The organism is Intestinibacillus massiliensis (genome assembly GCF_900155735.1).
GTDB classification, from domain to species: Bacteria; Bacillota; Clostridia; order Oscillospirales; family Butyricicoccaceae; genus Intestinibacillus; species Intestinibacillus massiliensis.
On the sequence record NZ_LT707056.1, the window covers coordinates 40,376 to 54,674 of the forward strand.

Annotated in this window: 12 protein-coding genes and 3 pseudogenes; 6 read left to right on the top strand and 9 right to left on the bottom strand. The window is 64.2% G+C overall.

From position 1 onward, the window contains the following. Positions 1–282: 282 nt before the first annotated feature. Positions 283–831: pseudogene (locus tag CZ203_RS15600) on the top strand (FtsW/RodA/SpoVE family cell cycle protein); the annotation flags it as partial. Between the two features lie 53 nt (positions 832–884). After that, positions 885–1,772, top strand: a complete 888-nt coding sequence (locus tag CZ203_RS05410) for a penicillin-binding transpeptidase domain-containing protein (protein ID WP_087065137.1) — start codon at positions 885–887, stop codon at positions 1,770–1,772. Positions 1,773–1,824: 52 nt separating this feature from the next. Here CZ203_RS05410 and CZ203_RS05415 read toward each other — a convergent pair whose 3' ends face one another. The 5 genes and pseudogenes from CZ203_RS05415 to CZ203_RS05435 form a co-directional block, all read right to left on the bottom strand. Then, on the bottom strand, positions 1,825–2,625 hold the full coding sequence (locus tag CZ203_RS05415; protein WP_087065138.1) for a nitroreductase family protein: 801 nt from the start codon (positions 2,623–2,625) through the stop codon (positions 1,825–1,827). A 130-nt stretch (positions 2,626–2,755) separates the two neighbouring features. Beyond that, entirely contained in the window at positions 2,756–3,439 is a 684-nt protein-coding gene (locus CZ203_RS05420) for a GntR family transcriptional regulator (protein ID WP_143436141.1), read from the bottom strand. Positions 3,440–3,697: 258 nt separating this feature from the next. After that, a pseudogene (gene feoB / locus CZ203_RS05425) lies at positions 3,698–5,716 on the bottom strand (ferrous iron transport protein B); the annotation flags it as partial. Between the two features lie 73 nt (positions 5,717–5,789). After that, positions 5,790–6,011 carry a FeoA family protein gene (locus CZ203_RS05430; protein WP_087065141.1) on the bottom strand — a complete coding sequence of 74 codons (222 nt, stop codon included), beginning with the start codon at positions 6,009–6,011 and terminating at the stop codon, positions 5,790–5,792. A gap of 13 nt (positions 6,012–6,024) precedes the next feature. After that, on the bottom strand, positions 6,025–6,249 hold the full coding sequence (locus tag CZ203_RS05435; protein ID WP_407927707.1) for a FeoA family protein: 225 nt from the start codon (positions 6,247–6,249) through the stop codon (positions 6,025–6,027). A 305-nt stretch (positions 6,250–6,554) separates the two neighbouring features. On the opposite strand from CZ203_RS05435, the gene CZ203_RS05440 reads away from it, so the two are divergent. Together CZ203_RS05440 and CZ203_RS05445 are read left to right on the top strand one after the other, a co-directional pair. Then, the gene (locus CZ203_RS05440; protein ID WP_087065143.1) at positions 6,555–7,814 is read left to right on the top strand and encodes an MFS transporter; all 1,260 of its coding nucleotides are present in this window, start codon (positions 6,555–6,557) and stop codon (positions 7,812–7,814) included. Positions 7,815–7,957: 143 nt separating this feature from the next. Then, entirely contained in the window at positions 7,958–8,395 is a 438-nt protein-coding gene (locus CZ203_RS05445) for a hypothetical protein (RefSeq protein WP_087065144.1), read from the top strand. Positions 8,396–8,447: 52 nt separating this feature from the next. Here CZ203_RS05445 and CZ203_RS05450 read toward each other — a convergent pair whose 3' ends face one another. From CZ203_RS05450 to CZ203_RS05465, 4 genes are all read right to left on the bottom strand, one after another. Continuing rightward, the gene (locus tag CZ203_RS05450) at positions 8,448–9,062 is read right to left on the bottom strand and encodes a DUF4230 domain-containing protein (protein WP_200809437.1); all 615 of its coding nucleotides are present in this window, start codon (positions 9,060–9,062) and stop codon (positions 8,448–8,450) included. Positions 9,063–9,183: 121 nt separating this feature from the next. Continuing rightward, a complete protein-coding gene (locus tag CZ203_RS05455) occupies positions 9,184–10,476 on the bottom strand; it encodes a dihydroorotase (RefSeq protein WP_087065145.1) in 1,293 nt (430 codons plus the stop codon). Between the two features lie 15 nt (positions 10,477–10,491). Then, positions 10,492–11,658: a cation diffusion facilitator family transporter gene (locus CZ203_RS05460; protein ID WP_087065146.1), complete on the bottom strand. Its 1,167-nt coding sequence runs from the start codon at positions 11,656–11,658 to the stop codon at positions 10,492–10,494. Then, positions 11,655–11,942, bottom strand: coding sequence for a DUF1294 domain-containing protein (locus tag CZ203_RS05465; RefSeq protein ID WP_087065147.1), 288 nt, complete (start codon positions 11,940–11,942; stop codon positions 11,655–11,657). Before CZ203_RS05465 ends, CZ203_RS05460 begins: the two co-directional genes overlap by 4 nt. Positions 11,943–12,265: 323 nt before the next feature. Here CZ203_RS05465 and CZ203_RS15450 point away from each other — a divergent pair. Together CZ203_RS15450 and CZ203_RS05475 are read left to right on the top strand one after the other, a co-directional pair. Continuing rightward, a pseudogene (locus CZ203_RS15450) lies at positions 12,266–12,922 on the top strand (D-alanyl-D-alanine carboxypeptidase family protein); the annotation flags it as partial. A gap of 385 nt (positions 12,923–13,307) precedes the next feature. Continuing rightward, a complete protein-coding gene (locus CZ203_RS05475; protein ID WP_235847466.1) occupies positions 13,308–14,276 on the top strand; it encodes a tRNA dihydrouridine synthase in 969 nt (322 codons plus the stop codon). Positions 14,277–14,299: the final 23 nt, after the last annotated feature.

A 14,299-nucleotide genomic window follows, 5' to 3' on the forward strand; every position in this document is an offset into this window, starting at 1 on the left:
CAGGTGGAGCAGCGCCGCCAGGCCGGCCGCCCCGTGCCGCCCTGGGGCTCGCTCGTCCTGCTGACGCTGTTCCAGGTGCTGGCCGCGCTGCAGCTCATCATCACGAAGGGCGGGGAAACCCCGGTCGTCATCCCGCTCACCTTCCTGGGCTTCACCCTCGTGTGCTGGCTGTACTGCATCCTGATGCGCGCCTACCGGCGGGTCGGCTTCGAGATGGAGACCATCGCCTTCTTCCTGTGCACGCTCTCGCTCGCCGTGGCGGGGTCGAGCGCGCCGGGGGAAATGCCCAAGCAGTTCCTGTCCATCCTGCTCGGCATGGGCATCTTCCTGGTGCTCGGCTTCTTCCTGCGCGACCTGCAGCGCGCCCAGCGGGTGCGCTGGCTGATGGCTGCGGCGGCGGTCGGCCTGCTCGCCTTTACGCTGGTGTTCGGCCGCGAGATCCACGGCGCGAAAAACTGGATCTACCTGGGCGGCTTTTCGTTCCAGCCCTCTGAGCTGGTCAAAATCTGTTACATCTTCGCGGGCGCGGCGACGCTCGAGCGCCTGTTCAACCGCCGCAACCTGACGCTGTTCATCGTGCTCACCGCCGCCTGCGGCGGCTGCCTTGCGCTGATGAACGACTTCGGCACGGCGCTCATCCTGTTCGTGACCTTCCTGGTCATCGCCTACCTGCGTTCGGGCGATTTCGCGACGCTCGCGCTCATCTGCTCGGGCTGCGGCATCGGCGGGCTGATGCTCCTGCGCCTCAAGCCCCATATCGCCAGCCGTTTTGCGGCCTGGGGGCACGCCTGGGAGGACGCCTCGGGCAAGGGCTTCCAGCAGGTGCGCACGATGTCGGCCGCCGCCTCGGNGTGTACAACTATGAGACCGGCGAAATCCTGTGCATGGTGTCCACCCCGGCCTTCGACCCGGCAAACCCGCCCCCGGCCGAGGAGATCGAAAGCGCCGCGAAATGGGAGGGCGCGTACCTCAACCGCTTCCTCTCCGCGACCTTCACGCCCGGCTCGGTGTTCAAAACCGTGACGCTGGCCGCGGCGATTGACCATGTGCCCACGCTGTTCAGCCGCGAGTTCACCTGCGACGGCCGCTTCGAGGCCGGCGGTCAGGTCATCACCTGCCCCTCCGCCCACGGCACCATGACGATCGGCAAGGCGCTCACGGTCTCGTGCAACTGCGTGTTCGGCGCGCTCGCGACCGAGGTCGGGCCGGACGTCATGGCGCAGTACGCCGACAAGGCCGGGCTGACCTCCAGCCTGTCGGTCTCCGGCATCCAGACCGCAAAGGGCAGCTTCACCTTCCCGACGGGCGACCCCGGCAACCTGGCCTGGGCGGGCATCGGCCAGCACAACGACTTGGTGAACCCGTGCAACTTTATGGCCTATATGGGCGCGATCGCGCGCGGCGGCGTGCCGGCCACGCCCCAGCTCGTCTACCAGACGACGACGGCGGGCGGCATCCCGACCAGCATGTACCTTAAAAAGCACGGCGCGCGCATGCTGGACGAGGCAACCGCCGCGAAGCTTTCGGACATGATGCGCGACAACGTGGTGAACAACTACGGGGAAAAGCGCTTCCCCGGCATGGAGCTGTGCGCCAAATCGGGCACGGCCGAGGTCGGCGGGGGCAAGCGCCCGAACGCCTGGTTCGCCGGCTTTTCGCGCGACCCCAGCCACCCTTACGCCTTCGTGGTCATGGTCGAAAACGGCGGCGGCGGCAACGCCGTCGCGGGCGAGGTCGCCGGGCAGGTGCTCCGCGCGGCCTTCCAGGAATAAAAAAAGGCCCGCCGCGCCCCCAAGGGGCGCGGCGGGTCTTTTATGCCTTGTTTTATGCCTTGGCCGCGGCCGCCAGCTGCATGTCCAGCAGCGCGTCCACCGCATCCGGCGCCTGGAGGCCGTAATGCCCGCGCGCCTGCTTTTCGAAGCGGCCGCCGTTGCCCCATTCCCACCGGCCGCCGGCCACGAGCGCAAAATGCGCCTTGGCGATGCCGAGGTCGAGGTCGCGGTGCTGCGCGAGGTCGGGCACCGACGCGGAAACCGCCCCCTCCTCATACCGGAACTGCACGGGCTGCCGGTTGAGCGCCGACGGCGCGCGCCGCACGGCCTGCATCCCCTCGAGGAACCAGGCGGGCACGGGCGTTTCCGAGGTGAAAAGTTCCTCGAGGTCCTTCGTGCCGCGGTGCGCGAAGCGGTAGACCAGCGCTTCCTTGACGCCGCGCTTTTGCGCGCACCGGCCGACCGTGACGATGCAGGACAGCTTTTCCCCCGCGCCGGGGGCGCACGGGCAGGCGGCCGCATCGTACGTGCCGCCGACCCAGCAGGTGCCAAGCCCCATGGCGCAGGCCTCCAGCACGAGGAGTTCGCCGAAATACCCGAGCTTTTCGCCCGCCGCCGGGTCGTCCGTGCGGCCGATCAGCGCAAAGAAGCTGTGCACGCCGGAAAACATGCCGTAGCTCTTGCCGAAGCGCGCGAACACCGCCGCGCCGTCCTCAGCCAGCCCGATGCGCACGCCGGCCGCCGCCATACGCGCCGCCAGCGTTTCAAAGCGCGCCTTTTGCGCGCCGTCCAGCTTGTCCGGCAGATAACTGCGCCGGGAAACGCGCGCCGCGACCACCTGTTCCACTGTCATAGTTCCATGCCCCCTGTGCCTGTCCGGTTTTTAAATGCCTGCAAAGCCTATCCTATGCGCGCACGCCGGGCGGCATGCCTGCGGGATATGAAAAAAGCCACCGGCATACGATGGCTTCGCTTGATACGCCTCAGCGCGCGACCTCGCGGAACAGGTCGTCCGGCAGCAGCACGCCCGTATCCTCGATCTCGTAGAAGGTGACGAGGTGCTTTTTGATCGCGGCGAGCACGCGGCCCGCGTCGCGCGCAAACAGCGCGTCGATGATCTCCTCATGCTGGCGCACGTCGCACAGGTCGGTCTCCTTCTTTTTGACCAGCGTGTGGGTCTGCGCAAACTGGGATTTGACATAAAGGTTCTTCTGTATCTCAACAAGCAGGGTGTTCCCGCTGATCTCGACGAGCTTCATATGGAAGGCGCTGTCAAAGCGGATGCGGCTGTGGATATCGCCCGCGAGCTGCGCCTCGATGCACTGGCCGGACAGCACGCGCAGCGCCTCAAAATCGGCGTTCGACCCGTTCTGCATGGCCAGCACGGCGGACAGGCAATCGGTTGTGATGCGCACCGTGCCCAGGTCGCGCTTGAACTTCGCGTCGACCGTGATGACCTCGGCGGATTTGTTGGGCGTGAAAACGATCAGGCCGTCGCCCGCCAGGCGGCGCACCGCTTCGCGTACCGGCGTGCGGCTGACGCCGAGCTGTTCGACAATTTTCTGCTCCGGGATCTTTTCTCCGCTTGAAATATCGCCCCGCAGGATCATTTCCTTGATGTGCTCATAGACCTGCTCGCCCAATACAGCGCTTCTGCTCTGTCTCACTCGCGCGCCCTCCTCCGTCTTTCTTCAATCGCCCAAATCGCGAAACTTTCGGTATCATATAATTATACACAACCGGCGGGGGCGCGCACAATAGGGCATATTTGCCAAAATATGCGAAAGCATTCTGGCTATATCTACTTTTTCACATATCGGCGCGCCCATCCCCATCCGGCGCGCTGCGCCGCAGCCACCGGAATATCGCGCGCTTTGCCGCAAACAGGGCGCACGCCGCAAGCGCCGCCACGGCGGCCGCGCCNTGCCGAACTGATAGATCATCAGGGAGACGGTATACGCGAATACCGTCATATAGCCGATGGCGAACCACGTCCACTTTGCGCTGTTCATCTCGCGCTTGATCGCGCCGATCGCCGCAAAGCAGGGCGCGCACAGCAGGTTGAATACCATAAAGGAGTAGGCCGAGAGCATGGTGAACGCTGCCGCCAGGGTGCCCCAGATCTCCGCGCCGTCCTCGGAAAGCTCGCCCGCGAAGTGGAACAGCTGGCCGAAGGTCGCGACCACGTTCTCCTTGGCCACCAGGCCGGTGACCGTCGCCACGGCGGGCTTCCAGTCGCCCCAGCCGAGCGGTGCGAAAACCGGTGCGATCACGTTGCCGAGCGCCGCCAGGATGCTGTTGTCCATATCCTCCACCGCGCCGAACGCGCCGTTTTCAAAGCCGTAGCTCTGCGCGAACCAGATCACGATGGTGGACAGCAGGATCACGGTGCCGGCCTTCTTGATGAAGGACCAGCCGCGTTCCCACATGGAGCGCAGCACGTTGCCGGCGGTCGGGATATGGTACTGCGGCAGTTCCATGACGAACGGCGCGGGGTCGCCCGCGAACATGCGGGTCTTTTTGAGCAGGATACCGGATACGATGATCGCGCCGATCCCGATAAAGTACGCAGACCAGGCCACCCAGCCCGCGCCGCCGAAGATTGCGCCCGCGAACAGCGCGATGATCGGCATCTTCGCGCCGCAGGGCACGAAGGTCGTCGTCATGATGGTCATGCGGCGGTCGCGCTCCTGCTCGATGGTGCGCGAGGCCATGACCGCCGGCACGCCGCAGCCCGAGCCGATCAGCATCGGGATAAAGGACTTGCCGGAAAGGCCGAACTTGCGGAAGATGCGGTCCATGATGAACGCCACGCGCGCCATATAGCCGCAGTCCTCCAGCACGGCGAGGAACAGGAACAGCACGAGCATCTGCGGCACAAAGCCGAGCACCGCGCCCACGCCCGCGATGATACCGTCGAGGATCAGGCTTTGCAGCCACGGCGCGCAGCCGACCGCTACCAGGAAGCCCTCGGCCGCGGGCGGGATAATTTCGCCGAACAGCACATCGTTCGTCCAATCGGTGACAATCGTGCCGATCGTGGTGACCGAAACATAGTATACCAGCGCCATGACGGCCGCGAAGATTGGCAGCGCAAGCCAGCGGTTCGTCACGATGCGGTCGATCCTGTCCGAGGTGGTCAGCGCGCCGCGCGCCGCCTTCTTGACGACGCATCCCTTCACCACGCCCGAAATATACGTGTAGCGCCCGTTGGTGATGATGCTTTCCGCATCGTCGTCCAGCGCGTCTTCGCAGGTTACGATGATTTCCTCCAGGCGGGCGCGGGTATCCGTGCCGAACTGGAAGCGCTCGAGCACCTTGGCGTCGCGCTCGAACAGCTTGATGGAAAACCAGCGGCGGTGCGCCTCGTCCGTGACGTCGGCAACCATGGCTTCGATCGCGGCGAGCGCCTGCTCGACCGGTTCGGAAAAACGGTGCTGCGGCACGGCGGCTTCCAGCTTCGCCTGGCGTATCGCCGCTTCGGCGGCCTCCATCGAGCCTTGCCCCTTGACGGCCGCGGTCTCGACGACCGGGCACCCGAGCGCGCGGGACAGCTTTGCCGTATCGATCCTGTCGCCGTTCTTGCGCACCACGTCCATCATGTTGAGGGCGATCACGACCGGCGCGCCGACCTCCAGCAGCTGGGTGGTCAGGTACAGGTTGCGCTCGATGTTTGAAGCGTCAACCAGGTTCAGGATCACGTCCGGGTCCTGATCGAGCAGGTAATTGCGCGAAACGACCTCTTCCAGCGTATACGGGGAGAGGGAGTAAACGCCCGGCAGGTCCATGAGGCGCACGTCCTTATGGCCGCGCAGCTTGCCGCTCTTCTTTTCCACTGTAACGCCCGGCCAGTTGCCGACATACTGGTTGGAGCCGGTCAGGTCGTTAAACATTGTCGTTTTGCCGCAGTTCGGGTTGCCCGCGAGGGCAATGGTAATCGGCATGGTGTCATTCCTCCTGTTATTAGCATACGCTAACCGCGCTGCCAAAAAATCGGCCGTTGCCGGCCTTTTTTTATTATTCGACTTCGATCAGCTCGGCGTCGGCCTTGCGCAGCGAAAGCTCGTAGCCGCGCACATTGACTTCGACCGGGTCGCCCAGCGGCGCGACCTTGCGGACAAGGACCTCTACCCCGCGGGTCAGCCCCATATCCATGATCCGGCGGCGGACGGCGCCCGTGCCGTTGAGACGGCGCACGGTCACGGTCTGGCCGCACTTGGTATCCCGTAATGTCTGCATGTAAATCCCCCCTTTATCCTACGGCGTCCTCAACCCAGATGCGGTTGGCCATGCTGCGGTCGAGCGCGACGCGCGCGTCCTTGACCTGCAGGATCAGGTTCCCGCCCAGCTCGGAGACCACCGTGACGCGCTCCCCTTCGACAAAACCCAGCCCCTCCAGGAACCGGCGGGTGTGGTCGCGGCCGTTAATCTTATAAATCGTTCCCGGCATGCCGGTTTTCACCATAGACAGCGGCATCATGCATCCTCCTTTATAAACTACAGTTAGGACTTGCTAACCATATGGCTGAAAAGCGGGGTTAGCTTTTCCTAACCCCTTTTACGTTTAAAGTTTACTACGGCTAACCCCGGTTGTCAAGGGTTTCAGGGGATTTTTTCCGGCTTCCGCTTTTCTGACCGAGGGCGGGGCGGTTTTGCCGGCCGGATTTGCGCGTTTTCACCAATCTTTTCCCCGAGGGGGCGTACTGCGGGTTTGGCGCTTAACATCGCCGCCGCGCAGTGCTATAATGAGAACGTTTGGAATACTTATGGGGGAAAAGAATTATGAGTGAAACCTACACCCGGCGCGTCTGCCCGGAGCGGCTTGCGCCGCACCTGTTTTTCCTATGCATCATTACCTATATCGTCGCGCTGTTCGGGCGCATGAGCTATTCTTCCGTCATGGCCGAGCTGATCGCCACGGAGGGCTTTACCAAAAGCCAGGCCGGCCTGATCGGCACCGCGCTTTTCGCCACCTACGGCGTATGCCAGATTTTCAGCGGCTTCCTGGGGGATAAGCTCGACCCCAAGAAGATGATCGCGGTCGGCGTGGCGGCCTCCGGCGCGCTCAATATCGGCATGGGGCTTGCGGGCACGCTGCCGGTGATGCTCGGCCTGTGGATGGCAAACGGCGTGTTCCAGTCCTTCGTCTGGTCGCCGGTGGCGCGCATCTTCGCGGAGTTTATGCCGCCGGCCTACCGCAAGGGCGCGTGCGCAAATTCCGCGGTCGCCTTCCCGCTCGCGACGATCTTCATGTACCTGGCCGCCTCGCTGCTGCTGCAGTTCGCGGACTGGCGCGCGGTCTTTATCCTGTCGGGCGCGGCCATGCTGGTGTGCACCGCCGTTTGGCTGAACCGCATGAACTATTTCCAGCGCATGACGGAAAAGCACGGCCCCATCGAAACCGTCACGCTGAACGCCGCCGAGGCCGCGGCCTCTGGCAGCCTGCTGAAGGTGCTGCTCGCCTCCGGCGTAATGTTCGCCATTTTCGGCTCCCTGACCGGCGGCCTGCTGCGCGACGGCATCCAGTCCTGGGTGCCCACGTTCATGACCGAGCGCTTCGGCCTGTCGACCGCCCTGTCCGTCGCGCTGGCGATCGCCCTGCCGGTCGTCAACATCGGCGGCGTGTTCGGCGTCAAGGCGCTCGCGGCGCGCCGCATCCGCAACGAAATGCGCGGCGCGGCGGGCTTCTTCCTGGCCTGCATCGTGTGCCTCGCCCTGCTGATCCCGGCGAGCGGCACGAGCGCGGTCGGCTCCCTGCTGCTCATGACCGCGGCGAGCACCTGCATGGTCGGCTCGAACACGATGTTCATGAATTTCATGCCCGTGCATTTCGGCACGATCGGCAAGGTGTCCAGCATCACGGGCGTGCTCAATTGCGCGTCCTATGTCGGCAGCGCGATCTCGTCCTACGGCATCGGGCATGTGGCCGAGCGTTTCGGCTGGGTCGCCGCGATCTGGGTATGGCTCGGCTTCTCCGCGGCCGCCATGGTGCTGGCCTACGGCGGCGTGCGCCGTTGGGGGAAATACCGCCACGACCTTTAATATTTAATATTTTCTTAAATTCCGGCAAGAAACTAGGAAATTTTCCAATGTTTGTTTGACATGGTTACACATCTGCCGTATAATATCGTTGCAAGGCGCAAATGCGCAACAACCACTACATTTTTATGAGGGGGTAAACAAAAATGGTAGCACAAGGCAAAACTATGCTTAAGGTTGTCGGCATCCTGCTGATTATCTTCGGCGCACTCGGCCTGCTTGGCGGCATTATGATGCTCGCGGGCGGCGGCATGATTGCAGCGGCGGGGGCCGATGCATTCGCGGAAGCCGGCCTTTCCGCAGGCGCGGTCGGCGGCCTGGCCATGGTCGTCGGCGTCATCGCCCTGATCGGCGGCGCGCTCGACCTGATTTTCGGCATCCTGGGCGTGAAGAACTGCGACAAGCCCGAGAAGGCGCAGACCTGCTTTATCTGCGGCATCGTCATGATCGTCATCCAGGTGATCAGCGCGATCGTCGGCATCGCGGGCGGTTCCTTCAATATCCTGAGCGTCCTGATCGGCCTGGTCCTCCCGATCCTGTACACGGTCGGCGCGGTCAAGAACAAGAACTCCGTGGCGCAGTAAGCGGCATACATAAAAAAGGCGGTGGGTTTCCCCACCGCCTTTTTTTGCGCCCTTATTCGACGACCAATTCGTATTCCCCGCCCACGCCGGGCATCAGCATGAGGAGCTGGCGCACCGCGCCCGCCGCGCGGGCGCGCGCCTCGGCAAGCAGGCCGTTTTCCAGCGCGCGCTGTTCGATCTTGCCCTTCTGGTCGGCTGTAAAGCCGGTGTAATCGCTGATTTCGAGCTGGTTAAAGATGTTTTTGGTCTCGTCAAAAATCTCGATGCTGTCGTCCGCGATCTCGTGCGACAGGACCTTTGCCTCCGGCAGCGTGATATGTATGCTTTTCCCGCGCACCTGCACGCCGATCGCGGAAGCGTCGACGCCCGCCTTGATCACGCCGTCGTAAGAGACGATAAAGCTCTTGCGCGTGAGCGGCACCTTCCAGCCATAAAAATCGGCCTGGTGTTCAAACTTGCCCATGTTGGTGTAATGGTACTCGACCGTCGCCAGCTCGCTGACCGATACGAGCTGCTGCGACAGCAGGTCGCCCGTGATCTTGGGCTGCGCCTTCCCGCGGCTCCACACCGCGCCCGCCGTGAACACCACCGCCAGAAGCGCGAGGAAGGCCGCCGCCAGGATCACCCGGCGCTTGAACCTGCCCTTCTTCTTTTCCTCGTAGTGCAATCCATATCCCTTCTTTATCTTTTTCTACAGGCTACCATGTTTCCGCCCGGATGTAAAGCAAAAGGACGGTTAAAATCCAACCGTCCCGCTGCCAAACCTGTCCAATATGCAGTTTCCTAGTTTATTCCATCACAATCCGGTTGCCCATGACGGTCGCGCGCACTTCGCCCCACAGCGGCATATTCGTATACGGGGAGTTGTTTGATTTCGACTTATACTCCGTGTATTTGACTTCCGCGCCCCAGTCGGCCAGCATGAGCTCCGCGCGGTTGCCGACCTCGATGCTCTTGCCGTGCAGCCCGTAAATCTGCGCGGGGTTCTGGCTCATGCGGCGCACCAGTTCCATGCGGTTCAGGTGCCCCGCGCGCACGAGGTAGGTATTGCACACGGAGAACGCGGTCTCCAGCCCAATGATGCCGGAGGGCGCGTGCGCGAAATCCTTGGCCTTGTCCGCCGCGGTATGGGGCGCGTGGTCGGTCGCGATCATGTCGACCGTGCCGTCGCACAGGCCGCCGATCAGGGCGAGGCGGTCCTCCTCGCGGCGCAGCGGCGGGTTCATGCGGGCGTAGGTGCCATGCTCCAGCACGGCCTCCTCGGTCAGGCTGATGTGGTGCGGCGTGGCCTCGGCGTAGATTTTCGCGCCGAGCGCCTTGCCCATGCGGATCAGGCGCACGGAGTTTGCCGAGCTGATGTGCTGGAAGGAGACCCGCGCACCCGTGCGCAGCGCGAGCGCGATATCGCGCGCGACCATGCACTCCTCGGATTCCGGCCGCGCCCCGGCCACGCCGAAGCGCCGTGCGGCGGCGGAGCCGTAGTTGACCCCGGGCGAGGGCACCAGCGTGCGATCCTCCTCGTGGAAGGAGAGCAGCGTGCCCAGGGCGGCGGCGCGCTCCATGGCTTCCCGGCACAGGCCGGCGTCCGTCAGGTTCACGCCGTCGTCGGTGAAGCCGGCCGCGCCCGCATCCAGCAGGGTCTTGAAATCGGTCAACTCGCGGCCGCCCAGCCCCCGGGTCACGGCGCACGTCTGCAGGATGTTGACGGTGCCGATCTTCGCGGCTTTGTCCAGCACATACCGCAGGGTATCCACGTTGTCCACGGTGGGCGCGGTGTTCGCCATGCAGACGACCGTCGTAAACCCGCCCGCGGCGGCCGCACGCGCGCCGGTCGAGAGATCCTCCCGGTCGGTCTGCCCGGGGTCGCGGAAATGGACGTGCACGTCCACCAGGCCGGGGGAGACGATCAGCCCAGCCGCGTCGAAGGCCTCGGCCTCCCCGCCGAACATCTGCGCGGCGCGCGCGGGCGTCAGCCCTTCCTCGATGGCGAGGATGCGCCCGTCGTCCCCGATCACCAAGTCGCGCGGCGCGTCCAGCCCGGTATAAGGGTCCAAAATATGGCCATGATAAACAAGCAGCATTTTCCGTTCCTCCTGTTACATCTGGTGGTCAAAGGTGATGACCGGGTTCAGGCGGTGCTCTTTTGCGCGCAGCCCCGCCGCAATGTCACGGCGCAGCTTGTCCCGCGCCTCGGCGCCATAATCGAACGGCACCACCACGTCGAACACCAGGTTGATGTGGCGCTTGCCGTCCACGATGCGGAAATCGTGCATGGTCAGGCGGCTGTCAAGCCCCTGCAGCACCTCCTGCGTCAGCTCCCGGAAGGTGTTGACGCGCGTATCGTTGAGCGAGATCGGGTCCATATGGATGACGAGGTACACGCCGGTCTTTTGCCAGACCAGCTTTTCGGCCTCGTCCACCACCTCGTGGATCGCCACAAAATCGGCGTTGTCGGGCACCTCGGCGTGCAGTGACGCGAGCGAGCGCCCCGCGCCGTAGTTGTGCACGATCAGGTCGTGCACGCCGACGATGCCGTCCATGCCGAGCACAACCTCCTCAATCGAGTGCGCGATATCGGGGTCGGCCGCCTGCCCAAGCAGCGGGCTGAGCGTGTCGCGCGCGATCCCCACGCCCGACCACAGCACGAACAGCGCCACCAGCACGCCGACATACCCGTCGACCGGCAGGGTGGTGAACCGGGAGGCCAGCATGCCCAGGATGACGACCGAGGTCGTGACCACGTCGTTGATGCTGTCCTGCATGGCCGCGAGCAGCGTGGGCGACTGGATGCGCCGCCCGAGCTTGCGGTTAAACGCGCCCATCCACAGCTTGACCAGCATGGACACCGCCAGGATGGCGAGCAGCACGCCGCTGAAGCGCACTGGCTCGGGCGCAATGATGCGGGAAACCGAGCTTTTGAGGAACTCCACGCCGACCATCAGGATCAGGAAGGAGACCGCAAGCCCGGCAATATACTCCGTGCGCCCGTAGCCGAAGGGGTGCTTGGAGTCGGGCGCCTTGCCGGAGACCTTGAAGCCGACCACCGAGATCAGCGACGACATGCCGTCCGACAGGTTGTTGAACGCGTCTGCCATGATGGAGATCGAGTGCGTCGCCAGGCCGATCAGCAGCTTGAGCGCAAACAGGAACGCGTTGCACAGGATGCCGACCGCGCCGGACAGCACGCCGTACCGCTCGCGTACCGCGGGGTTCTGTGTCTCGTCATGCCCCCGTACAAAATGCCGAATCAAAAATTCTGTCATATGCCGTGCCTACCCCTAAACAAAAAGTAATATATTGTCGCAATAATTGCTATTTGTAAAATAAAGATCGCGGGGATGCCCCACATGAAGCGCTTGTGCAGCGTCTTGTGCCGCTTTGCGCGCATCGCCAGGTATACGCCCGGGCAGCCGCCCAGGATGCAAAAGGCGAACAGCGTGCGCTCCGGGATGCGCCATGCGCCGCGCTTCGCCTTCCATTTATCGAGCACGACGGCCAGCGCGCCCAGCACGTTGACCGCCAGCAGGTACCATACCGCCCATTTCACACGTTGCGTCCTCCATAGCCTTTGCAAATGTGCCTATAGTATACCACATCCTGCCGCCCGGCGCAAAGCCCGCCCACGCCGTTTGCCGTGCGTTTTTACACGCCGGGCGGCGTCCGGCGGGCGGTTTTCCCGTCAAATACGCTAAAAAAAGATGTCTTTTTTTGGTTGCTGTTGCATTACCCCCACACTTTCGTGTATGATAATATTATTGTGTGTCGACTTTGCCGGCGTGCACGGCCGACGCCCCGTTGTTTGAAACCACCAAACCTGCAAGGAGTTCCTATGTATAAGAAGCTGCTGAGCCTGTTTCTCTGTGCCCTGTTGTGCTTGTCCGGCGCCCACGCCACCGGGGACGCCGCACCCGCCGCACCCGCANGGAGACCGGCCAGCTCCTGCTGGGCAAGAACGCGGAATCGCCCGCCCCCCCGGCTTCCATCACCAAAATCATGACCGCCCTGCTCGTCCTGGAAAACTGCCCCGACCTCACGGCGGCCACCACGGTCAGCGAAGTCGCGGTGCACTCGATCGAGCGCGGCTCGACCCATATCGCGCTGGACACGGGCGAGGTCGTCACGATCCGGGACATGCTGGGCGCGCTGCTCGTCGAATCGGCCAACGACGCGGCTAACGTGCTGGCGGAGTACGTCGGCGGCTCGCTGGAAGGCTTTGCAGCGATGATGAACGAAAAGGCCGCCGCCCTGGGCTGCACGGGCACGCATTTCGCCAACGCCCACGGCCTCGACGACCCCGCGCATTACGTCACCGCGCACGACATGGCGCGCATCACCGCGGCCGCCGTGCAGTATCCCGCCTTTGCGGAATATGCGGGCGCGTCGACTTTCACGATCCCCGTCACGAACAAGCAGGACGAAGAACGCGTCTTTTACACCAAGCAGAACATGCTGCGCAAAAGCTCCAAGTGGTACGACCCCGAGGTGATCGCCGGCAAAAACGGCTGGACGACCAATGCGCACCAGACCCTGGTCACCGTCAAGCGCCACGGCGGCGTGACGCTGATCGCGGTCGTCATGGGCGAATCGCAGAAAGCCGACTGCCTGGCCGACACGGCCGCGATGTTTGAATACGGCTTCAACGAGCTGCACCGCGTCGAGCTGCCCACGGACGCGCAGGCCAAGGCGGCCGCAAAGACGTATGAAAACACCGACGTGGACGCGCTGCGCGCGCAGGCCGTGCTGCTGCCCAAGGACAAGAAGGCGGCGGACGTGACCCTCGCCTGCTCCGGCGACGCGGCGCACCCGTCGCTGACCGCCTCGCTCGGCGGCGAGACGCTCACGACCATCCCGCTCACCCTGATGACCGCGGGCGCGCCGGGNGCGGCCTTTTGCCGCCAAAAGGGGAATCTCTTTGCAGTACTATTTCGCTCCCATGGAAGGCGTGACCGGCGCGGCCTTCCGCAGCGTCCACCACCGCTGGTTTGGCGGCGTGGACAAATATTTCACGCCCTTCCTCACGCCGACCGAGCAGCCGCGCTTCACGCCGCGCCAGCTCCGCGAGATTGCGCCCGCGAACAACGAAGGCCTCCCCGTGGTGCCGCAGCTCCTGACCCGCCGCGCGGCGGACTTCATCTGGGCGGCCAACGCGCTGGCGGCGCTGGGCTATCACGAGGTCAACCTGAACCTCGGCTGCCCGTCCGGCACGGTGGTGTCCAAGGGCAAGGGCGCGGGCTTCCTGGCCGACCCGGACGGCCTCGACCGCTTCCTCGACACGGTCTTTTCCGCGGTATCCGTCCCGGTCTCCATCAAGACGCGCCTGGGCGTCCGCGACCCGGCGGAATTTGGCCGCCTGCTCGAGATCTATAACCGCTACCCGGTCTCCGAGCTGACCATCCACCCGCGCGTACAGAAGGACCTGTACCGCGGCGCGCCCCGGCGGGAATGTTTTGCCGCCGCGCTCGCACGCAGCGCGAACCCGGTCTGCTACAACGGCGACCTGGTCACGCGCGCGGACTGCCTTGCGGCGCAGGCCGCCTATCCGGCCGTATCCGCCCTGATGATCGGGCGCGGGCTGATCGCCGACCCGGCGCTCGCGCGCCGCGTGAAAGGCGGCCCCGGCGCGGATATCGCCACGCTCCGCGCCTTCCATGACAACCTGTACGGGCGCTACTGCACGCTGTTCGGCAGCCGCCATAACGCCATGCTCCGGATGAAGGAGGTCTGGTCGTACCTGCTGTTCCTGTTTGACGGCAGCGAGAAGCTGGGCAAGCGCCTGAAAAAAGCCGCGGACCCGCGCGAGTACGAGTTGCAGGCGGACGCCATCTTCCGCAGCCTGCCCCTGCGCGCGGACGCGGCGTACGGCTGGTACCGCCCAGCCTGAGGCAGGGCCTGCGCCCCCTTCCG

Bases quoted from the DNA above. Each gene is read 5' to 3' on its own strand.
- CZ203_RS05410 (WP_087065137.1), top strand. From the start codon at position 885: ATGGTGTCCACCCCGGCCTTCGACCCGGCAAACCCGCCCCCGGCCGAG.
- CZ203_RS05415 (WP_087065138.1), bottom strand. From the start codon at position 2,625: ATGACAGTGGAACAGGTGGTCGCGGCGCGCGTTTCCCGGCGCAGTTAT.
- CZ203_RS05430 (WP_087065141.1), bottom strand. From the start codon at position 6,011: ATGCAGACATTACGGGATACCAAGTGCGGCCAGACCGTGACCGTGCGC.
- CZ203_RS05435 (WP_407927707.1), bottom strand. From the start codon at position 6,249: ATGCCGCTGTCTATGGTGAAAACCGGCATGCCGGGAACGATTTATAAG.
- CZ203_RS05440 (WP_087065143.1), top strand. From the start codon at position 6,555: ATGAGTGAAACCTACACCCGGCGCGTCTGCCCGGAGCGGCTTGCGCCG.
- CZ203_RS05445 (WP_087065144.1), top strand. From the start codon at position 7,958: ATGGTAGCACAAGGCAAAACTATGCTTAAGGTTGTCGGCATCCTGCTG.
- CZ203_RS05455 (WP_087065145.1), bottom strand. From the start codon at position 10,476: ATGCTGCTTGTTTATCATGGCCATATTTTGGACCCTTATACCGGGCTG.
- CZ203_RS05460 (WP_087065146.1), bottom strand. From the start codon at position 11,658: ATGACAGAATTTTTGATTCGGCATTTTGTACGGGGGCATGACGAGACA.